Source organism: Chryseobacterium tagetis, from assembly GCF_016735585.2.
GTDB classification, from domain to species: domain Bacteria; phylum Bacteroidota; class Bacteroidia; order Flavobacteriales; family Weeksellaceae; genus Chryseobacterium; species Chryseobacterium tagetis.
In genome coordinates this window covers 171696-193865 of sequence record NZ_JAERSE020000005.1, presented here as the reverse complement: position 1 = coordinate 193865, position 22170 = coordinate 171696, and the positions used below count along the sequence as shown (strand labels likewise).

Here is a 22170-nt window from a genome sequence, read left to right as displayed (position 1 = left end):
ATTTAACGAACAATGTAAAAAGTAATAATGTGCAGGAATTTTCCCGTTAAAATCCGAATATCAGATTTTATACATTACGCCCATACGATTGAACCTTAAACCTAATTAAAGCCAATAAAAGAATCTATGAATTATGAAATTGCGGGGGGACCGCGAAGCTGAAAGGTAAATTTAGTCTGGGACCATATTTTTTCCTGAACAGTAAGAATCTGCTCTACTTCGTGTGTATAGTTTTCAAAAGAAAAACTGAATTCTTCCGGCACTAAGGTATGTCCTGTAGCCAGGAAATGACAGGCCAAACAGTCGGCTGCTTTTTCTTTTGCTATGTTTTTGGTAACGGTATTTTCTGATTTTTTAAAGCTGAAATTTTTAAAAACCTCTTCAGAACTGTGACTGTGAAAGTTTTGAGAAAACAGCGCAAGAAAATAGATCCCAAACAAGAGTTTGGAAATAAAATTCTTCAGATTTCTGCTTTCTTTAAAAATCATTCGTCAAAATTATAAAAATAATTTAAGCTTTGGGATTAAAGTTTTATTAAAATATTTTAATCACTATAACAGATAGGTAGAAATGATTGCGGTTTTGTTACAGTTTTATGATTAAAAAAATAAAACAGGAACAATAAACAGCTTATATTTTACATCCGTTTGTCATTCCGGAGGAATCTCAGCAAAGTAAACAAGTCTTTGACTGAACCTAGATTCCTACGGAATGACATATTGGACGGTTATTTTTTACTATAAAATTAATCCAGCTGAGTTCCCAAATATTCCCATTCCTGCAGAGCAAGTTCCAATTCTTCTTTAGTTTTATTGTATTTTTCTAAAGTCTCGTCAGATGGGTTCTCGTTGGTAAAAGAAGTTTCGAATTCTTCTACTTTGGTTTCCAGTTCGCTAATTTTTTCTTCTACTTTCTTAATTTTATTCTGAATGTTCTTCTGCTCTTTGCTTAGGATCACATTCGACTGAGTGTTGACTACCGGTTTTTCTTCCACCTTTTTCTCCTCAACTTTCGGTGCTTCACTGTGAAGTTTTGCTTTTTCTGCAGAAATTTCTCTGATCGATTCTTTTTGTCTGAATTCAAGATATTCATTGATATCTCCTAAGAATTCTTTCATTTTTCCGTCACGGAATTCATAGATCTTATCACAAAGCCCCTGTAAGAATTCCCTGTCGTGCGAAATTACGATCAATGTTCCTTCAAACTTCTGAAGTGCTAATTTGATAATCTCCTTAGACTGAATATCCAAGTGGTTCGTAGGCTCATCCATGATCAACGTATTGAACGGACGTAAAAGCAGTTTACAAAGCGCCAAACGGTTTCTCTCCCCTCCGGAAAGTACTTTTGTTTTTTTGTTCACCGCTTCTCCCTGGAAAAGGAAAGATCCTAACAAATCACGAACTCTAGGTCTTGTTTCTTCTGTTGCTGCGTCTTCCGCTTCTTCCTGAACTGTTTTATTCGGAGTAAGAACTTCTTCCTGATTTTGGGCGAAGTAACCGATATTCACATTATGCCCAAGATTCCAGGAACCTGAGTGATCTTTGATATCTCCAGCAAGAATTTTTGCCAACGTTGTTTTTCCCTGACCGTTCTGTCCCAGAAGCGCAATTCTGTCTCCTCTCTGAACGATAAAGTCTACATCATCAAAGATTTGTTTTTCGCCGTAAGCTTTTCCTAAGTTTTCCGCTTCGAAAATAATTTTTCCGGGAACCTGTGACTGAACGAAACGAATATTGAATTTTGAAACGTCTTCGTTATCCACTTCAATACGTTCTATTTTATCTAATTTTTTAATAAGCGACTGCGCAAAAGATGCTTTGGTAGCACTTGCACGGAACTTATTAATATTGTCTTCCATTTGCTTGATCTCCGCATCCTGATTCTTTTTAGCCTGAATCAGTTTTTCACGGCGGTCTTCACGCATGATCAGATATTTGGAATAATCTGCTTTATAATCATCAACTTTTCTGTTGTTCACATCAAATGTTCTGTTGCAAACAGCAGTCATGAACTGCTTATCGTGACTTACCAAAACAATCGCTCCAGGATAGTCTTTCAGGAAGTTTTCCAGCCACATAATTGATTCCATATCCAAGTGGTTGGTAGGCTCATCGAGAAGCATGATGTCATTCTTCTGAAGAAGCAGTTTGGCCAATTCGATTCTCATTCTCCAGCCTCCTGAAAATTCATCGGTGATTTTCTGGAAATCATCGGCTTTAAAACCAAGACCAAACAATACTTTTTCCATGTCACCTTCAAGATTGTAGGCATCGTGGTTCATTAAAAGATCATTCAGTTCGGTCATTTTATTAATCAGATCCGTATAAGAATCGCTTTCATAGTCGGTTCTTGTTGTCATCTGATGATTTACATCTTCAAGCTCATTTTTCCAGGCATTGATCTGCTCAAAAGCCTGCATGGTTTCGTCCCAAACCGTTCTCCCTTTTACGAAATCAAGATCCTGTTTCAGGAAACCGATCGTGATGTTTCCTTCCGGAACCACGTTTCCTTCGTAGAAAGTAATTTCCCCGGAAAGCATTTTCAATAAAGTGGATTTCCCCGCTCCATTTTTACCAACCAAACCAATTTTATCATCCTTTTTAATCGTGAAATTCACGTTTTGAAACAAATATGTTCCTGAATGATGTAATCCTAGACCTTGAACCGAAAGCATGTTAAATAATGATTAATAGTGAATAATGAATTTTCAGGGTGCAAAAATACGGAAAAAGAAATGAATTTAATGAAAAGAAAAATTTCTTGATAATTCCTTTAAATATCAATAGTTTTTTACGGTAACATGAAAACAGCTTTGTTGCCTTTCTTTAATGTAATAGATTTTTCCTAAATCATAGTAATATTTTAATATTTTCTCTAAAGCCAGCTCCATTTTAGGATTGTATCTGAGTACATTATTAAACCTTACGTAAGAAATATCAAAAGAGTTTCCGTAGTTATGAGAACTGATGCCCAATGCGGCATTAGAATTCACCCTTCTTAGACGGCATTGATCTTCCAGCGTTCTGGTAATTGATGAAACTGTAAATGTGTGTCCTTTTGTTTCTTTGCTAAAGCGCGCTCCTATTTTTTCCAGCATTGATTTTCCTTTTGAAACCATCCAGGCCCTGCTGTAATCTAATTTTTGTACGTGATAGCCTTTTCCTGATTTTTTTATTTTATGAAATTTCCCGTTATTGATATACTTCTGAACAGCTTTAGAATCTTCAAGAAGCTTTATCCCGAAACTTTTGGAAGCATCCAGATGAGGTTTATATAGAGGTGTAGGTTCTACTCTCATCACCTGACTCAGATCGTAGCATGGGAAAGCTTTTCTTGCAACCTGAGCAGAATAAATACAAAAACTAAAAGATAAAAAGAACAGACCTATATACTTTTTCATTAAAATGATTTTTGAATTTATAATCGAAAATTACCTTATTCCATACCCTTCAAATACCGTGCTATCGTTGTTTTGTTACTCTTTCTAATAATTTTATTAAATTAAAAACATTACATGAAATTACCTATAAATATTTTTAAAAATTATCTTAAAATTCAATATTTTAATTATAAATTTGAGATAACTTACAAAATAATCATATGATAAAAAAACTTTTCGCTGAATTTTTCGGCACGTTCTGGCTTGTTTTCGGAGGTTGTGGAAGTGCAATTTTCGCTTCTCAGATTGCTCCGGCTTCTACCGGTCAAATGGGCATCCTTCTCGTAGGGGTGGCTTTAGCATTCGGGCTTACTGTACTTACGATGGCTTATGCTGTCGGTCATATTTCGGGAGGACATTTTAATCCTGCTGTTTCATTTGGTCTTTTAGCCGGCGGAAGATTTCCTGCCAAAGATCTTATTTCTTACGTTGTTGCACAGTGTTTAGGCGCTATCGTTGCAGCAGGAGCATTATACACTATTTTAAGCGGCTCAGGTGAACCCGATTTTTCCGGTCCCGGAGCTTTTGCCACCAATTTTTACGGGGATGCCGTCTATTTTGGGAAAGGTTATTCTATGGGAGCTGCTTTTCTTGCAGAGTTTATCTTAACGGCGTTTTTCCTTATCATCATTATGGGAGCAACGGATAAGTATGCCAACGGAAAATTTGCAGGTATTGCAATTGGTCTGGCTCTTACTTTAATTCATTTGATTTCAATTCCTATTACCAACACTTCAGTAAATCCTGCAAGATCCCTTTCTCAGGCTGTTTTCGTAGGAGGTCATGCATTATCCCAGTTGTGGTTATTCTGGGTTGCTCCTATTTTAGGTGGTATTGTTGGCGGATTGATCTACAAATTCTTGCTTCAGAGAAATCAGGAAGAGGAACTTGCCCATTAAACAACAACTTCTCAACACATAAAAAATCCTGTTATTAACTAACAGGATTTTTATTTTTTATACTTTACTATTTAAGAAACAAGAAGGCTGCATCCCCGAATATCTGAATGATCGATTCTTCCTAAGACCTGAAATTTACTCCCAACTATTTTTCCTAAATCCTGAGTGGCTATGAATGAACACGAATGAATATTTGCCAGATCAATGATATTAATAGCTCCTGTTCTTCCTTCTTTTTCATAAGCGAAGGGATCTTCAGCATTTCTAATCATCACTTTCATCCAATTGGGGCAATCATATTCGTTATTACCTAATGAATATGCCTGAGAAAGAAGTTCAGTCATAGAATATTCCGAGTAGATCTTATCTGTTTTGAAACCATTTTTTAAAATTTCAAGCAGTTCATCTTTTGTCATTTCTTCTTTTCGTCCTTTCATTCCGCCGGTTTCAATGACAATGAGATTTTCAAGAAAATTCAGAGATTCTTCACTTCGTTCGGAATGACAATAATCAAGGAAATCCAATAAAGCAAAGGAAACCCCGAAAAGAATCACTTTTTTATCTTGTATAGTATTTAATAATTCAAATAAATCTGAATGGTTGTAAAGGAAATAGCCGTTTTCGGGTTTGGCAGATTTTTTCATCAGATAATCTACCATATAAATCAATGATGAGTTTTGTCTTTCAAGGTAACTTGGCAGCAATCCTAAAAATATGAAATCTTCGGGTTTTCCGATAAACTGTTCGAAGCTTTTATAAATACTTTCCTGATATATATTTTCGTCGGCAATGAAATGTTTTGATAAATTCATCTGAGTGGTTCCGGAGCTCTGAAAAAAAAGATCAGCCGTTACATTTCTATCAATAACTTTATGATTTTTAAACATTTCTATGGGAAGAAACGGAATTTTCTCCAGCGTTGTCACCTCATCAGGTATTATCTTGAGATAGCTGACAAAATTTCTGTACACCTCTATATTTTCATATTGGTAGCGGAAAACCTTCAATGATTCAGCCAAAAAGTCTTGTTCTGTCTGTATGTCAAATATTGTACTCAATTTTTTTCAATTTATTATTAACTCAAAACGAGACACTTATCTAATAAATAACCAATTTTAATTATTTCTTAATATTAAAAGCAAGTTTTGGTAAAATTCTTGCAATTAATTCACCGGAATATGGATTAAAAACAGGATAGAATTAATTTTCGATCCGAAGATTACCTCAATATGGGGTAATTTTTTTTGTTTACTTCTCAAATGTTTTTAGTTCAAAGTCTTTTTCAAAAACACCATAAGTGAAATACGAAATCCAGTCTCCGAGATTAATATACTTCGCTTTCCCCTGCAGATCCAAAACCATAGGAAGGTGACGGTGACCGTAAATGAAGTAATCTATATTTTCGGTTTCGAGTTTCTTTTTAGAATAGATAATCAAAAACTCTTTGTCTTCTCCTAAAAATTCTTTGTCTTCATCTCCTGAGATCATTTTATTTTTCTGTGACATATACAATGCGATTTTCATTGCAATATCGGGATGAAGCCATTTAAAAAACCACTGAGCCACTGGATTTGTAAAGACTTTTTTCATTCTTTTATATCCTTTATCTCCCGGTCCCAAACCATCTCCGTGGGCTAAAAGAAACTGCTTTCCGCCCATTTCAAAGTATTGTTTTTTATAAAAAACCGTGCATCCTATTTCTTCTTCCAGATAATCTTTCATCCACAGATCGTGATTACCTACAAAGAAATAAATGTGAATTCCACGATCTTTGAGTTCTGCTATTTTTCCTAAAACACGCACGTAACCTTTTGGAATTACATGCTTCCATTCGTGCCAGAAATCGAAAAGATCTCCCATTAAAAACAACACCTGAGCATCATGTTTAATCTCATCCATCCAACGAATAAATCGCTCTTCACGCACTTTGCTGTCCTTAGGATTGGGCGCACCAAAATGCTGATCTGAAGCGAAATATACTTTTTTTCCAGGTTCTAAATTGATGGTCGTTTTTAACACCGTTTTAGTTTTAGATTATTGATTATCTTCTGCAAACCACTCTCCGTAAGAGTTTTCCGTTTCGTGAAGTTTAAGATAGGCCAAAGAAATTCCTTCGGGAAGTCTTGACTTTATTTTTGCTGCAATAGCGTATAACATATTTTCGCAGGTCGGCTGAAACGTACAATAAATCACTTTATGTCCCTGATTTTCCAGACCTTCTCCCAGTTCTTTATGAGGTGAAAGTGCATTGATCATCACTGCATGATCCCAAACATCCACAATTTCAGATTTTACAATGGTTTTAATATCGCCAAAGTCTACCACCATCCCGTTTTTCGGGTTTTCAATATCATTAATCGGCTTTCCTTTCACTGTTACAAACAGCTTGTAAGAATGTCCGTGCATATTTTTACATTTTCCGTCGTAATTGTACAGCACATGCGCTGTTTCGAATGTAAAAATTTTTGTAATACGTATCATGTTGCAAAGATAAGGAATTTGGGTTTTGAATTTACCTTATCATCTACGAAAGAATAGTTCTTAAAGTTTATCCAGCCAATCGCTTTCCAATCTTTTAATTCTCTGTGTTTCCACATCCACCAACACCCAAAGTGTACTTGAATCCACCACTAACTGATTGTTACAGTAAAATTCAACTTTTCTCGGCTGTCGGATTCCTTCAGGCGCTTTCGGATAGGTTTTTATCGTAATAATATCATTGAGATACACCTGTTTTTTATACTGAATATGATGATCAAGAAGCATCCACACAAATTCTGAAAACTCGGTTTTATGCTTCACAAAATCCCAATGTTCTCCGGCAATTTCTTCCACCCAATGTACATACTGAACATTGTTTACGTGGTTATTCCCATCAATATGCTGCTCAGTAACCTGTATTTGTTTTTCAAAAATCAAACTCATCTTCTTCAAATATTTATTCAAAAATAGGACTTAAAAAGCAAAACCTTCCCAAAACAGAGAAGGTCTTGACCATAAAATGGATTTAAATCGGGACTTTTTAATGAAATTGCGCCGTCTCTGTAGAATCTTTCATCGCCACTGTCGCCGAAGCGCCATTGGTTACAATATTCTGAACCTCATCGAAATATCCTGTCCCTACAAAAGACTGATGTTTCACGGCTCTGAACCCTCGTTTTTGCAATGCAAATTCACGCTCCTGCAATTCGGAATATCCAGCCATTCCTTTTTCTTTGTATGCTAAAGCCAATTCAAACATGGCTGTATTCAACGCATGGAAACCTGCCAATGTGATAAACTGGAACTTATAGCCCATTTTTGCCAGCTCCTCTCTGAAATTAAGCATTTCATCAACACTTAGTCTTGCTGCCCAGTTAAATGATGGAGAACAATTATATGCCAACATTTTATCCGGGAATTTTGCATGAATTCCTTCTGCAAATCTTTTCGCCTGTTCTAAATCGGGGTTTGAAGTTTCCATCCAGATCAAATCTGCATACGGAGCGTAAGACAACCCTCTGTCGATTCCCTGCTCTACTCCATTTTTTACTACATAAAATCCTTCGGAAGTTCTCTCACCTGTTACAAATTTTTTATCTCTGTCATCAATATCTGAGGTTAACAGATCTGCTGCATCCGCATCCGTTCTTGCAATAATTAAAGTCGGAACCCCTAAAACATCTGCTGCCAAACGGGCTGAAATTAATTTATTGATTGCTTCCTGAGTCGGAACCAACACTTTTCCTCCCAAATGACCGCATTTTTTCGCCGATGATAATTGATCTTCAAAATGTACCGCAGCCGCTCCGGCTTCAATCATTTGTTTCATCAGTTCATAAGCATTCAAATTCCCTCCAAATCCTGCTTCTGCATCCGCAATGATCGGAACCAGATATTCTTTTTCACTACCACCATTTACGGATTGAACCTGATCTGCCCTTATCAAAGCATTATTTATTTTTTTCACCACAGAAGGCACGGAGTTCGCAGGATATAACGACTGATCAGGATACATTTCTCCTGAAAGATTGGCATCTGCGGCAACCTGCCATCCTGAAAGATAAATAGCCTCCAATCCTGCATCTACTTCCTGCACCGCCTGATTTCCAGTTAAAGCACCTAATCCTGCAACAAAATCCTGAGTATTCAATTTGTTCCAGAATTTCTTTGACATTTCCGTCGCAATCGTATAATCTAATTTATAAGAGCCACGAAGTTTCAGCACTTCTTCTGCTGTATAAGGTCTTTTTACACCTTTCCAACGTTGGTTTTCAAGCCAGTCTTTTTCTATTTCCTGGATTTGTTCTTGTTTTGTTTTCATTTTATTTTGGATTTAAAGTTTATGATTTTGAGGTTCGGGGTTCGGGGTTCCTGTTTCGAGATATGAGATTCGAGTTTTACTTCGCTTCGTCAGTTCGAGTAAAAATTATTCTTATAAATAATTTTTACTCGAACTGACGGTGGGAAAATATCTCGTCTTATCAACCTATATAAAAGGATATGCTTTCAGAGTCAGAAATTCTGTAAAGTTTTCACAGAAGATCAGCTCATTAAAAAGTTCTTTTGCCAAACTGAATTTCCCATTTTTAAATCGTTCTGAACCGACATATTTCTCAATACGTTCCAGTTCTTCAAATTCCCATTGAAGAATCATTTCTCTTGTTAAAGTTCTGTCATCGCTTAGCACTGCCTCATTTTTCAGCCATTGCCAAACCTGAGTTCTTGATATTTCCGCTGTTGCCGCATCTTCCATTAAATTATAAATTGCTGCAGCACCAATTCCCATCAACCAGGATTCGATATAAAGGATTCCGACATTGATATTTTTACGAACTCCTTTTTCTGTAATTTCTCCTTTTGGAACTTCAAGCAATTCATTTTCTGTAATCTGATAATCAAACTTTTTATCAATCTGATTCTGAGAAGGCATCACCTGATCGAAAATACTCTTGGCGACAGAAACCAAAGCAGGATGTGCCACCCAGGTTCCGTCGTGACCATTTTTTGCTTCCCTTTCTTTATCACTTCTTACTTTTCCGAAAGCAATGCTGTTGGCTTCGTAGTCATTTTTAATCGGAATTTGAGCCGCCATTCCGCCGATTGCATGAACATTTCTTTTATGACAGACTTCAATCACTCTTTTTGAATAGGCGCTCATAAAAGGAGAAGTCATCGTTACCTGATCTCTGTCCGGAACAATAAACCCGGGAAGGTTTCTGAATTTTTTAATGTATGAAAAAATGTAATCCCAACGTCCGCAATTCAAACCTGAACTATGTTCTTTTAATTCAAATAAAATTTCATCGATCTGAAATGAAGCTGTGATGGTTTCAATTAATACTGTTGCTTTAATGGTCCCCTGTGGAATTCCCAAGTAATTTTGAGAAAAAACAAAGACCTCATTCCACCAACGGGCTTCTTTATAGTGTTCTAATTTTGGAAGATAGAAATAAGGGCCACTTCCATTTTCCAACAAGTTCTTTGCGTTTCTAAAAAAGTAGATTCCAAAATCAATCAACGAAGCTGAAGTTTGTTCTTCATTGATCTCGATATGTTTTTCATTTAAATGCAATCCTCGCGGACGAACCAGTAAAACCGCCGTTTTTTTATTCAGCTCATACGATTTTCCCTGCTCATTTGTAAAATCAATTTTTCTGTTGATGGCATCTGAAAGATTCATCTGTCCTTCCATACAATTTTTCCAGGTTGGAGAATTACTGTCTTCAAAATCCGCCATAAAGGTTGAAGCCTCTGAATTGAGCGCATTAATAATCATTTTTCTATCAACAGGTCCAGTAATTTCCACTCTCCTGTCCAGTAAATCTTCAGGAAGCGGAGCACAAATCCAGCTTCCATTTCTGATTTCTTCAGTTTCCGATAAAAATTTCGGAAGAATTCCCTGATCAAATTCCTGCTGAGTTTTTTTTCTTTCTTCTAAAAGTTCTAGTCTTTTGGGATTAAAGTTTTGATGAAGCTCTACCAAAAAATCGATTAAATCATTGGTGAAAATTTCTTCAAACCGCTGCTGTGGCTTTATTTTTAATTGAGTTTTGGTTTCCATAACTTGTTGATTTTGTGATTTGATAGTACAAACATAAATAAAAATTTTCACAATTAGCGAACGTTCGCTAATTTTATTTAAAAAATTATTATGCGAAAAATCGCTTCTAACTCTTATATTTGAATTATGAATTCTGACAGCGACTTTATTAAAACGGTTTTCGGACTGAAACTAAAACAGCAGAGACAAAAGAAAAACTGGTCTTTGCAAGACCTTGCCGTGAAAACCGGATTGTCCAAGTCGTATCTTAATGAAATCGAGAACGGAAAAAAATATCCGAAACATGATAAGATTATTCAACTTTCGGAAGCGCTGAACTGTACTTTTGATGATCTGGTTTCTACAAAACTGGACAAAAGTTTAGCTCCGTTTAATGAAATTCTACAGTCAGATTTTTTTAAAGAAATTCCGCTTGACCTTTTTGGGATCAATAAAAATAATCTTATCAGCATCATTAGCGATGCTCCTAAGAAGGTAACTGCTTTTATCAATGCTTTAATTGAGATTTCACAGAATTATAATTTAGGAAAGGAACGTTTTTATTTTGCCGTCATGCGATCTTTCCAGGAATTATATGACAATTATTTTCCGGAAATTGAGGAAAAAGTTGTGCTGTTTGCAGAAGAAAATCAATTGGAGATCAGTAAGAATTTACAGTCAGATATTTTAGAAGATATTTTGACTGAGAAATTCAATTACAGAATTCAATCAGAAGATTTTGAGCAATATGAAACTTTAGATAAACTTCGTTCTTTGTTTGTTCCTGAGAAAAAATTATTGCTTTTGAACAGAAAATTAGAACCGGATCAGAAAACCTTTATTCTTGCTAAGGAAATCGGTTTTAATGTTTTGGAACTGAAAAATCGTCCGAATACGTATTCATGGCTGGATTTTGGAAGTTTTGAAGAAATTCTGAATAATTTTTATGCTTCTTATTTCGCAGGAGCTTTACTGATCTCAAAAGAAAAAACCATTGAGAAGACTTCTGAATTTTTCTTAGAAAATAACTGGAAACCTAAAAGTTTTGAAAATCTAATTGAAAGTTTCACCAACTCTCCTGAAACTTTTTATTATCGATTAACAAACATTCTTTCTTCTGAATTGGGAATTAAGGATCTGTTTTATTTATGCTTGGTTAAAAAGAAAGATTCTGATAAAATTCAGATTTTAAAGGAACTGCATTTGAATCATCAACAAGCACCACATGCTAACGCAACCAACGAACATTATTGCAGAAGGTGGATCGCAGTAAAAAATCTGCATCTTTTAAAGGAAAATGAAACATTGACCGATGCTCAGATTTCGCATTACAAAGATCAGGGTTTCAGCTATCTTGTAATTTCTACTTCCCAAAAAAACCCGTTTTCTGACGGAAGCAACAGAAGTTACTGTTTAGGGATTTTACTGAATTCTCAAACGATTAAGAAAATCAATTTCATTAAGTCTTCCGCTTTAAAAACAATCAATGTAGGAGTTACCTGTGAATCATGCAGCATTGCCGATTGTGAAGTAAGACAGGCTCCTCCAACCCGTTTGGAAAAGGAACACTTCAATTCCAGTATGAAAAATTCTATTGAAAGAGTAAGGAAAGATATTTTGTAGTTTTTTCGTTTCTGTGTTTTGTTTAAAATTTATATTTTAGTCTTTCAAAACACACAAATGATTTTAGATATTTTATTTCCAAATCGTTGCATACACTGCAACCGGATTATCGACGGCAATTTACTTGTTTGCAATCTCTGTTTCGAACAGATCAAGTTTACTCATTCTAATTATCTCGAAAACAATTATATCAAAGAAAAATGCAAATTGCTTTTTCCTGTTAAAAACGCTTTTGCTTTAATGCAGTTCGAAAAAGAAAATTTAAGCCGGAAAATTGTTCATGAACTGAAATATAAAAGCCGGGAAAAAGCTGGAAAAATTATTGCCAACTGGACAAGTGAACGATTAGATTTTAAAAACGAAAAACCCGATTTATTCGTTTCCGTTCCATTACATCCAAAAAAATTGAAAGAAAGAGGTTACAATCAGTTGCATTTATTTACCGAAACATTATCAAAGTTTTACAATATTCCTTTCAGTCATGATCTAATTAAAAGAAATCATTATTCGAAAGCGCAGGCTTTGAAAGACAAGCAACACCGTTTGGCAACAGAAAATACTTTTTCTATTAGCCAACATATTTCAGGAAAGCATATTTTACTGATCGATGATGTTTTTACCACCGGAAATACTTTATCGACTATTGCCTGGGAAATTTTAAACGCAGGAGATAACAAAGTAAGTGTTTTAGTGATGGCGATTGATGTTTGATGTTTTGAGTTTCGGGATACGGGTTTCGAGATGCCGGATTCGGGTTTTGAATTGTTTTATCGATTGGAGTTAAGACGATTTTTATTTAGAAATAACTTCTCGATACGATTTTTTCAAAATCTACTCGAAGTGACGACTCTAATATTCTTGACTGGAAACTTTTCAATTATATTTATTGAAATCTTTTTCATAATTTTCCGTCAAACTAATGATAATGCCCAATCTTATTTTATTACATGGAGCTTTAGGTCACAGCGAAGTTTTTGATCCTTTTAAAGAAGAGCTTTCAAAATATTTTACCATTCATACGCCTTTGTTTTCAGGACATGGAAATACAGAGATTCCGAAAAACGGGATTACTACTGAACAATACTCTCAGGAACTAAAAGAGTTTATTGAAAAAGAGAAACTGAACAATGTTTCAATTTTCGGACACAGTATGGGAGGTTATGTTGCGCTTTGTTATGCTTTAGAAAACCCTTCAAGTCTAGATTCCATTATGACACTGGGAACAAAATTTGACTGGACAGAGGAACAGGCTCTGAAAGAAAGTAAAATGCTTAATCCTGATGTGATTGCAGAAAAAGTTCCAAAATATGCAGAATTACTGGAAAAGCAACATGGTGCAAAATGGAAACATTTACTTCCTGCAATTGCAGATATGATGATTTCTTTAGGTAAAAACCCACCTTTGAAAAATAATTTATCTACTATCAACATTCCTGTCCAGATCATGGTTGGAGACAAAGATAATATGGTAACCCTTGAAGAAAGTATGAAAGTATACAGAAGTCTTCCGAACGCAAAATTGGCCGTACTTCCCGACACAAAGCATCCTATGGATAAAGTACGACCAAAATTATTATTGAATCTGATGAAAGATTTTTGGAATCTCTCTTAATTTTTTTAACGCAAAAAAGCAAAGATTTTTTATTAATAAAATGTTGATTTTTAATTTTGCAAAGGCGTTTCACTTAAATAAGAACACAGAGTGTTAAATCTTTAATAAAAATTATCTCTGAAGTTTTTCTCCGTAGCTTAAATCTCCTGCATCTCCCAATCCCGGTGTGATGTAGCCTTTCGATGTTAATTCCTCATCAATTGCTCCTACCCATATTTTGGCATTAGGATATGCTTTTTCTATTGTTTCAACCCCTTGTCTTGAAGCAATGGCTGCAACAATATGAAGCTGACTAGGATTTCCGTTAGTCAACAAATCTTTGATTGCTTCAATTAAAGAAGCTCCGGTTGCCAACATGGGATCTCCAACGATCAATGGTCTTCCTTCAATGTTTGGACAAGTTAAATAATCCTGTTTAATAGAAAAATAGTCATTGGCATCGTGTTTTCTATAGGCAGCCACGAATCCGCAATCGGCTTTGTCAAAATAATTTAAAATTCCCTCAAATAAAGGAACTCCAGCTCTCAGAATCGTTGTAATAACCGGCTGAACTGCAATTTCTTTTACTGTAATCGTATCTAAAGGAGTCTGAATTTCAACTTCTTTCTGTTCTAAACCTTTACTGATCTCAAATGCTGCTATTTCCCCGATTCTCTCCATATTTCTACGGAATCTCATTCGATCGTGCTGGATTTCTACATTTCTAAGTTCATTGATCCAGGAATTCACCAAAGAAAAGTTGTGTGATAAAATAGTAAGCATGAATATTTAATTTTATTTTAAGGGAAATAATTACGTTAAATCGCTGCAAAATTACAAATTTGATATTGAAAATAATGAGAAATAAATTATATTTATAGAAACTCTACAACCACAAAAACAAAATATTTAAGCAAAGATGAAAAGCCTTATTATGGGCAAAATAGCGCCTGAATTTATTAAAGATGAAACGCTTCCCGAACTTCTAACACCTACTTTCAACAGACACAAAGATAAAACAGCATTCATTTTCGGAGAAAAAAAACTTACCTATCAGGAATTAGATAGCTGGAGCAATGCCATTGCTGCACAACTCCAAAATGAAGGTGTAAAACCGGGGGATTGCGTAGGAATATGGTATCCCAGAAGCATTGAGCTTCCTGTTGCTATTCTTGGAATCCTGAAAGCCGGAGCAAGCTATGTCCCGCTTGACAGAGAAATGCCTGAAGACAGAATAAAAAAAGTTTTTACAGATATTAATGTTAAGACTTATTTTTCGGATACCGATGCGCATATTCATTGTGAGCCTTTATCAATTTCACCTCAACCTGAAAATACAGTCGATGCGCTATCAATAAAAATTTCGCCTGACAACTGGGCCTATGTTTTATTTACATCCGGAAGCACTGGAAATCCTAAAGGAATTCCTATTTCCCACCGAAATATCTGTCATTTAATTAGATCCGAAGAAGATTTTCTTCAAATACAAGACACCGATATTGTTTATCAGGGGTTTTCGGTTTCTTTTGATATGTGGTGCGAAGAAGTCTGGATCAGTCTTTTTTCCGGAGCAACTATTTGGATTTCTGATGCATTGACTGTGAAGGCTATTGATGAACTGAGTGATGTTTTAACTAAGAATAAAATCACGATTCTGCATGCTGTTCCAAGTATTTTGGCGATTATTGACGAAGTTCCTTCTATTCGGCTGATCAATACGGGCGGAGAAGCCTGTACAAAGCAGGTTCAGGAAAAATGGGCACAACCTTACAGAATTTTCATCAATAGTTATGGGCCGACTGAAACCACGGTTTCTTCAAATATGGCGATTCTAAACCGTCAGGAAGAACTGACCATCGGCGGACCTCTGCCTAATTATCATCTTGCTGTAGTTGATGAGAATATGAATATCGTTCCGCGGGGTGAACGAGGCGAAATGATCATTTCCGGACCGGGAGTAAGCAAAGGATATTTCAATCTTCCGGAGCTTACTGAACAGAAATTCCTTCACAATCCTTTTGAGGATCTTCCTGGAGATACAATCTATAAAACAGGCGATGCTGTTGTCATCCGGGAGAATGGTTTTATTGATTTTCAAGGGAGAATTGATGATCAGATCAAACTTCGCGGTTACAGAATTGAATTGGGCGAAATTGAATCCAGACTGAATCAACTTGCACACGTTTCTTCTGCAGCAGTCGCTGTAAAGGAGGATTCTAACGAGCAAGGACAATTGGTTGGCTATACTGTAATGAATGATGAAGAGGCTTTCGATGAAAACGAAATGAGAAAAGAGCTGGCAAAATTTTTAGCGCCTTATATGGTTCCGATTTCGATTGTTAAAATGAAGGAAATGCCGAGAATGCCGAGCGGAAAGATCGATAGAAAAAGACTTCCTATTCCTGAAAGTTTTACAGCTCATGAAAGCAGTGAGGAGATTACAATTGATAAGAATGCTTCTGTAGAAGACAAACTTTTACAAGTTTTGCAGTGGGTTTTTCCGGGTAAAGAGATTCATCTGAATCAGGATTTTTTCACAGATCTTGGGGGACATTCTTTGTTAGCGGCAACTTTAGTTTCCCATTTAAGACAAAAAGCAGGAATTCCTTATGCTTCCCTGAAAGACATTTATGAAAACCGCCCGATTGCCTCCTATGCAGAATGTTTAAAGAATAAACAGGAACAAACAAAAGAGCAGGAACCTTTTCAAAGGGTTTCCACTTTACAGTATTATTTGTGTAATGCAGCTCAGACCGTGAGTTTATTAGTTGTTTTTTCCTTATTAAGCTTACAGATTTTCTTTCCTTATTTAAGTTATTATTATTTTCAGGATAACGGTTACGGAACTTCTTTCGCATTGCTGAGTGCCATTCTTTTATATACTCTGATTCCACCTGTATATTCAATCATTATTTTATTAACAAAATGGCTGGTTATCGGAAAAATTAAAGAAGGAGATTATCCGCTTTGGGGTTGGTATTATTTCAGATGGTGGCTATGGAAAACCGTTAAAAGACTGATGCCTTCTGAATTTATCGTAGAAACACCTTTATATCCGAAATATCTGAAATTATTGGGTGTAAAAGTTCATCCGAGCGCACAACTGAGCTTGTTACCTATTGCCGCAGAAGATTTGGTCACCATTGATGAAAATGTGAACACAAGTTCAGGCTGTAGTATAGATAATGCTTCAGTAGAAAACGGATTTTTGAAAATCAGAAAAGTTCACATCAAAGCGCATGCTTATTTAGGTTCTTCGGCAATTGTATGTGGTAATACAGTTATTGAAGAATTCGGAGAATTACAGGATCTAAGCTGTCTTAATGAAGGTGAAAGAATCGGCTACGGAGAAATATGGAACGGAAGTCCTGCCGAAAAACTCAGAATAAAGGAAGGCAAGGAACTAGAAACACCAACATTAAGTTCTGCTTCAAAAAGAAACAGATTTGCATTCATTTACCTATGTTCTCTTTTCTTTTTTCCGTTACTGATTGTCTTGCCGTTGGCTCCGACTTTATATACTTTATATTATCTGGATGAGCGTGCTGCGGATTACAGTTTCTCTTATTTATGGCAGGCTCCGATACTTTCTACAGTGTATATTTTACTGTTTATTTTAATTGTAAGTATGATCTCCAGAATCTTACAATACAAAATGAAACCCGGCATTTATCCTGTTTACAGTTTCACCTACTACCGAAAATGGATGAAAGATCAGATTTTCAATTTGTCATTGATTGTTGTTCATCCGCTTTTTGCTTCAATTTATATCAGTAAATTTTACAGAATGATGGGCGCTAAGGTAGGTAAGAATTCAGAAATTTCCACGGCGAGTGATGTTTCACATCATTTATTAGAAATTGGCGAAGGTTCATTTATTGCCGATGCTGTAATTTTGGGAGAGCACGATGTAAGAAACGAAAAATTGATTCTGGCTAAAACCAAAATCGGAAACAACAGCTTCGTAGGAAACAGCGGTTTGATTCCTCAAGGATATGAACTTGGAGATAATATGCTGATTGGCGTTTTGAGTAAAGCTCCAACTGAGGAGCAACTTGAAAATTCAACGGAGAAAGACTGGTTTGGTTCTCCACCAATTGGTCTTCCGACAAGACAAAAATCTGATGTTTTTAAAGACAGCCTTACTTTTAATCCTCCTTTAAGGCTAAAAATTGCAAGAGGTTTGGTAGAAGGAATTAGAATTATTCTTCCACAAACCGTTGTAATTATCTGTAGCGTCCTTTATATCGCGTACACCAGCAAATATATGGAAGGTAAAATTCATCATCTTTTATTATTTTCACCCTTCTATTACTTAGTAATTGTAGCACTTCCCTCTTTTTTCTTTACCGTTTTACTAAAATGGATTTTTGTTGGAAAGTATAAAAAAACAGAAATGCCAATGTACAGTGTAAAAGTATGGCTCAGTGAAGGAATCACCACGCTTTACGAAGCACTTCCCGTTCAGTTTTTCCTTGATTTTTTGAGAGGAACAATGTGGCTTCCTTTCTTTATGAGATTTTTAGGCGTGAAAATCGGTAAGAAAGTTTGGTTAAATACCACAGACATTACAGAATATGATATGGTAACCATTGGTGATGAAGCTATGCTCAATGAAGACTGCGGACCTCAAACCCATCTTTTCGAAGACCGGATTATGAAAATCGGAAGCGTGAAAATCGGGAAACAGACAACTATCAATTCAAGAACCATTATTTTGTATGATACTGAAATTGGAGATCATGTAAATGTGGATGCTCTTTCACTTATTATGAAAGGAGAAATTTTATCTGATGAAACTTCATGGTATGGAAGTCCGGTGAGAGGAAAATAATCATTGCTTTAATTCAGTTTTAAAATATATATCATGAATTATACGATTCGAAAAATAAAAATCTCAGAAAACCTCAGCATTGCAGATGAACTGGTGGGAGAACTTCATATTTCAGAAAAAGAAATGAATGAAAAAACCGCTGACTGGAGTTTAATCCGCGAAAATTATCTGCGTTTCCTATCTGATTGTGAAGAGGAAAACGACGGAACTTTCCTGATTGCTGAAGTAGACAGAAAAGCTATTGGCTTTATTTTCGGATATATTGATGAAAAAGACGACAGTAATTTTGAACTTGGCGATGCTGATGATCTGTACGTTTCCGAAGGATATGTAAAAAAAGAATTCAGGAAACATGGGATTTACACAGCACTTAATCAAGCTTTTGAGGAAACTTACAAAGACTACAACATCAGAAAAATTTACCGCTATACACTCTGCAACAATCATACGATGCAAAGCTGGCTTGACAGGCAAGGATACAGACCGGTGAGAATTGTTTATGAAAAATGGATATAATTAAAAAACAATCTCCTCTAAATTTAATTGCGTTATTTTCTGATCCGTAGCAATATAAGTTATCGAATTTTCTGACAGATTTAGTTCTTCAGTACTATATTTTTCACCGTTAATCTGAATTATATCGCCATGTACATCAAATGATTGTAGCTCCTGAGAAATTCCTAAACCTGATGCTTTTAAAACAGCCTCTTTTTTAGTCCAGATTTCATAAAAAGAAGTTTGTGGATTGATTTGCTGATTAATAAACTGTTTTTCCTCCGGATGCAGAAAATCATTGTATACCTCAATATGTAAAGGTTTTATTAATTCAGAATCAATTCCACATTTAGCTTTTCTTGTTGCACAAACAACGGAAAAACCTTCATGATGGGAAGTGCTGAAATTCATTTCCACATCTTTAAAATAGGGTCTGGAAAAAGAATCTTTCTGATATAAATTCCAAAAAAAATTCTGGTCAGGATTCATTTTCCTAACCAGAATTTCTAATAATAATTTTGAAATCATTCTTGATTTTCTGTCGTTATCCTGATACTGAATGACAGATTTCACAAGGTTTTCAGGAAGCTTTGAAAATAATTCTTCTACTTTTTCAGAATTATTTTTATTCAGGAAACTGTATGCTACCCAAACTTCCATGAATGATTTTATTTTTGTCTGAAATACACTTCGATCGGAACTCCGGTAAATCCGAACTCTTTTCTCAGCTGGTTTTCAGTAAATCTCTTATAAGGTTCTTTTACATATTGTGGTAAATTACAAAAGAACACGAACTGTGGCGACGGCGTTGGAAGCTGTACACAATATTTGATCTTGATGTATTTTCCTTTATTTGCCGGTGGCGGAGTTCCCTCGAAAATCGGAAGCATCACTTCATTTAATTTTGAAGTTTTGATCTTCTTTTTACGGTCTTCGTAAACCTGCATTGCCATATCAACAGCTTTTAAAATTCTCTGTTTTGTCAATGCCGAAACGAATAAAATTGGAATATCCTGGAATTGCCCTATTTTATCTTTAATTGATTTTTCGAAATCACGTATTGTGTTGGTTTCCTTGTCTTCGATCAAATCCCACTTGTTCACCAAGATCACGATTCCTTTTCTGTTTTTCTGAGCCAATCCGAAGATGTTCATATCCTGAGATTCCCATCCCTGTGTTGCATCTACCATGATGATCACCACATCAGAATATTCGATAGAACGGATAGAACGCATTACAGAATAGAATTCCAAATCTTCATTTACTTTAGATTTTCTTCTCATTCCCGCAGTATCTACCAATACAAACTCGTGTCCGAATTTATTATAAAGCGTCTGAATACTGTCTCTTGTCGTTCCCGCAACATCTGTAACGATATTTCTCTCAGTATCAAGCAAAGCGTTTGTAAGTGTAGACTTTCCTACATTGGGACGACCTGCAATTGTAATTTTTGGCAATCCTTCAAAAGGATCTTTATAATCTGTAGTCGGGAAATCTCTTACAATATCATCCAAAATCTCACCTGTTCCAGAACCTGTTGCAGAAGAAATAGTATAATACTTGTCGATTCCTAACTGGTAAAATTCTGTAGCATCAATTTCTTCTTTAGCAGAATCCACTTTATTGATAACAATGTAAGTTGGTTTGTTTGATCTTCTTAACATCTCGTGGATTTCGAAATCCGTATCAGTAAGACCTTCCTCCACATTTAACATAAAAATGATAGATGTAGCTTCATCAATCGCCAACTGAACCTGCTTAGAAATTTCTCCCTGGAAAACATCATCATTATTTACATCGTATCCTCCCGTATCAATTACAGTAAAGTCTACTCCATTCCAGTCAGATTTCCCGTAATGACGGTCTCTGGTAACACCGGCAGTAGAATCTACGATAGCTTCTCTTCTTTCCAGTAAACGATTAAAAAGTGTGGATTTTCCTACGTTGGGACGCCCAACGATTGCGACAATATTCGACATAAAAATGTTTAATAATATGATTATTAATGGGTTTCTCCAACTTTTGGAGCCCAATTTTTTGCAAAGATAAGGTTTTTATTTAACTTCAATATTTTGTGCCATCAAGTTCAAAACCCAAATCGCCTATCGGTCGAATTAATATATCACAAAAATTTTATAAAAAATAATTCTTTGACTATCAATAAATAAAGTATTCACAAGCATTTTTCATGAACTAATCTTTAATTTTTATTTTCATATTTAAAATAAACTTTATAAATTTGCCTCATCAAAATACAGACCTATAGTGTAACGGTAACACTCCGGTTTTTGGTACCGTCATTCGGGGTTCGAATCCCTGTGGGTCTACAACCAAACAAAAGCAACTTACTGATTTACAGCAAGTTGCTTTTTTATTTTGGTCACTTTCGGTCACTTGGTCACGATTTTGGTCACTGTTTTTCTAAAAACCGCCCTGAGTAAACCTAATTGAATCTATTTGAATCTGATTGTATTTTTAAGCACCGAAGTAATGTCCGTTAGACTCGAAATAATCATACATAATGTTACGTGCTGTGGCTTCCCAATCAATCACAACGAAGTTAGGAAGACCAAAAGGAATATCATTTTCGTATAATTCCTGTACAAAATCTTCATCACTCGAATACTCGCCGTAATAATAATTGTTTACATACTCATGCAGACTTTGGAAGTCCATTTTCCCGAGATTATCCAAACACGCTTCGTAAACCTCTAGGTCATGACCTGAATCATTGATTTGTTCAATTATTTCGTAAATGTCTTTAGATATGTGGCATTCGCTCAACAATCCCATTTTTTCAAGAAAAGGACATTCGTAATCCTGAAACATAAACTCAGGGGCGGATTCGTCACTGTGTAAATCATACATTGCAGTAAGTAATTCGTCATAATCCGAATAATCTGAAAGATTTAACCATTTACCGTAAAGGCTTCCGTTGTTATACTTGGCATACGTGCCACAATAGATACTAGCAGTATCGAGACAATTTGTTAACTTTGTCATGTTGATAAGTTTTAGATACGTTAAAATTTATTGATTCGCCTAGCAGTACGCCAATACTTCTAGGCATTTTTTTGTAAAAAGCCGCTCACAAAAGCAGTAATAAATATACAACAAAAAGCCCATAAATACAAGTATTTACAACACTTTTTAACCAAAATACCAACGCCTTTTAAAACTTTCTAATCTCTCCGAGCGTAGAAAAATAAAAATAGTAACCAAAAAATGATAACTTTAAAATAGGGGGTATATTAAAAAAAATCTATG

Annotated in this window: 19 protein-coding genes and 1 tRNA gene; 7 read left to right on the top strand and 13 right to left on the bottom strand. The window is 35.5% G+C overall.

The features are described from left to right. Positions 1-131: 131 nt before the first annotated feature. The 3 genes from JI747_RS17670 to JI747_RS17660 all read right to left on the bottom strand — a co-directional run bounded on the left by JI747_RS17670 (position 132) and on the right by JI747_RS17660 (position 3400). Positions 132-488 (bottom strand): hypothetical protein, encoded by a 357-nt coding sequence (locus tag JI747_RS17670; protein WP_225690194.1) that lies wholly within the window; start codon positions 486-488, stop codon positions 132-134. Between the two features lie 257 nt (positions 489-745). Beyond that, the gene (locus tag JI747_RS17665; protein ID WP_225690193.1) at positions 746-2674 is read right to left on the bottom strand and encodes an ABC-F family ATP-binding cassette domain-containing protein; all 1929 of its coding nucleotides are present in this window, start codon (positions 2672-2674) and stop codon (positions 746-748) included. 105 nt (positions 2675-2779) lie between these two features. After that, positions 2780-3400, bottom strand: coding sequence for a DUF5715 family protein (locus JI747_RS17660; protein ID WP_225690192.1), 621 nt, complete (start codon positions 3398-3400; stop codon positions 2780-2782). 200 nt (positions 3401-3600) lie between these two features. Here JI747_RS17660 and aqpZ point away from each other — a divergent pair, with 200 nt between their 5' ends. Next, positions 3601-4338, top strand: coding sequence for an aquaporin Z (gene aqpZ / locus JI747_RS17655; RefSeq protein ID WP_262904175.1), 738 nt, complete (start codon positions 3601-3603; stop codon positions 4336-4338). Positions 4339-4409: 71 nt separating this feature from the next. Here the strand turns inward: aqpZ and JI747_RS17650 are convergent, their stop codons facing one another. The 6 genes from JI747_RS17650 to aceB all read right to left on the bottom strand — a co-directional run bounded on the left by JI747_RS17650 (position 4410) and on the right by aceB (position 10381). Further along, entirely contained in the window at positions 4410-5396 is a 987-nt protein-coding gene (locus tag JI747_RS17650) for a long-chain-fatty-acid--protein ligase (RefSeq protein WP_225690191.1), read from the bottom strand. A 190-nt stretch (positions 5397-5586) separates the two neighbouring features. Continuing rightward, on the bottom strand, positions 5587-6357 hold the full coding sequence (locus tag JI747_RS17645; RefSeq protein ID WP_225690190.1) for a UDP-2,3-diacylglucosamine diphosphatase: 771 nt from the start codon (positions 6355-6357) through the stop codon (positions 5587-5589). Between the two features lie 15 nt (positions 6358-6372). Next, positions 6373-6819 (bottom strand): 6-pyruvoyl trahydropterin synthase family protein, encoded by a 447-nt coding sequence (locus JI747_RS17640; RefSeq protein WP_225690189.1) that lies wholly within the window; start codon positions 6817-6819, stop codon positions 6373-6375. A 60-nt stretch (positions 6820-6879) separates the two neighbouring features. Then, complete coding sequence (locus JI747_RS17635) at positions 6880-7263, bottom strand: acyl-CoA thioesterase (protein WP_225690188.1); 384 nt, start codon at positions 7261-7263, stop codon at positions 6880-6882. A 97-nt stretch (positions 7264-7360) separates the two neighbouring features. Further along, positions 7361-8641, bottom strand: a complete 1281-nt coding sequence (gene aceA, locus JI747_RS17630; protein ID WP_225690187.1) for an isocitrate lyase — start codon at positions 8639-8641, stop codon at positions 7361-7363. Between the two features lie 165 nt (positions 8642-8806). Then, positions 8807-10381 carry a malate synthase A gene (gene aceB / locus JI747_RS17625; RefSeq protein ID WP_225690186.1) on the bottom strand — a complete coding sequence of 525 codons (1575 nt, stop codon included), beginning with the start codon at positions 10379-10381 and terminating at the stop codon, positions 8807-8809. Between the two features lie 126 nt (positions 10382-10507). Here aceB and JI747_RS17620 point away from each other — a divergent pair, with 126 nt between their 5' ends. The 3 genes from JI747_RS17620 to JI747_RS17610 all read left to right on the top strand — a co-directional run bounded on the left by JI747_RS17620 (position 10508) and on the right by JI747_RS17610 (position 13595). Then, positions 10508-11983 carry a helix-turn-helix domain-containing protein gene (locus JI747_RS17620; RefSeq protein WP_225690185.1) on the top strand — a complete coding sequence of 492 codons (1476 nt, stop codon included), beginning with the start codon at positions 10508-10510 and terminating at the stop codon, positions 11981-11983. Between the two features lie 57 nt (positions 11984-12040). After that, on the top strand, positions 12041-12694 hold the full coding sequence (locus JI747_RS17615; protein WP_225690184.1) for a ComF family protein: 654 nt from the start codon (positions 12041-12043) through the stop codon (positions 12692-12694). Between the two features lie 214 nt (positions 12695-12908). Continuing rightward, positions 12909-13595 carry an alpha/beta fold hydrolase gene (locus JI747_RS17610; protein WP_225690183.1) on the top strand — a complete coding sequence of 229 codons (687 nt, stop codon included), beginning with the start codon at positions 12909-12911 and terminating at the stop codon, positions 13593-13595. 111 nt (positions 13596-13706) lie between these two features. Here the strand turns inward: JI747_RS17610 and upp are convergent, their stop codons facing one another. Beyond that, on the bottom strand, positions 13707-14357 hold the full coding sequence (gene upp, locus JI747_RS17605) for a uracil phosphoribosyltransferase (RefSeq protein ID WP_225690182.1): 651 nt from the start codon (positions 14355-14357) through the stop codon (positions 13707-13709). Between the two features lie 151 nt (positions 14358-14508). Here upp and JI747_RS17600 point away from each other — a divergent pair, with 151 nt between their 5' ends. Together JI747_RS17600 and JI747_RS17595 are read left to right on the top strand one after the other, a co-directional pair. Continuing rightward, positions 14509-18408, top strand: coding sequence for a Pls/PosA family non-ribosomal peptide synthetase (locus JI747_RS17600; protein WP_225690181.1), 3900 nt, complete (start codon positions 14509-14511; stop codon positions 18406-18408). Between the two features lie 33 nt (positions 18409-18441). After that, the gene (locus tag JI747_RS17595; RefSeq protein WP_225690180.1) at positions 18442-18924 is read left to right on the top strand and encodes a GNAT family N-acetyltransferase; all 483 of its coding nucleotides are present in this window, start codon (positions 18442-18444) and stop codon (positions 18922-18924) included. Here JI747_RS17595 and JI747_RS17590 read toward each other — a convergent pair whose 3' ends face one another. Next, positions 18925-19563, bottom strand: coding sequence for a 4'-phosphopantetheinyl transferase family protein (locus tag JI747_RS17590; protein WP_225690179.1), 639 nt, complete (start codon positions 19561-19563; stop codon positions 18925-18927). It abuts the gene before it with no gap. An 8-nt stretch (positions 19564-19571) separates the two neighbouring features. Further along, positions 19572-20882: a ribosome biogenesis GTPase Der gene (der, locus tag JI747_RS17585; RefSeq protein ID WP_225690178.1), complete on the bottom strand. Its 1311-nt coding sequence runs from the start codon at positions 20880-20882 to the stop codon at positions 19572-19574. 277 nt (positions 20883-21159) lie between these two features. On the opposite strand from der, the gene JI747_RS17580 reads away from it, so the two are divergent. Next, a tRNA-Gln gene (locus tag JI747_RS17580) sits at positions 21160-21230 on the top strand. 148 nt (positions 21231-21378) lie between these two features. Here the strand turns inward: JI747_RS17580 and JI747_RS17575 are convergent. Then, a complete protein-coding gene (locus JI747_RS17575; protein WP_225690177.1) occupies positions 21379-21906 on the bottom strand; it encodes an antirestriction protein ArdA in 528 nt (175 codons plus the stop codon). Positions 21907-22170 lie beyond the last annotated feature (264 nt).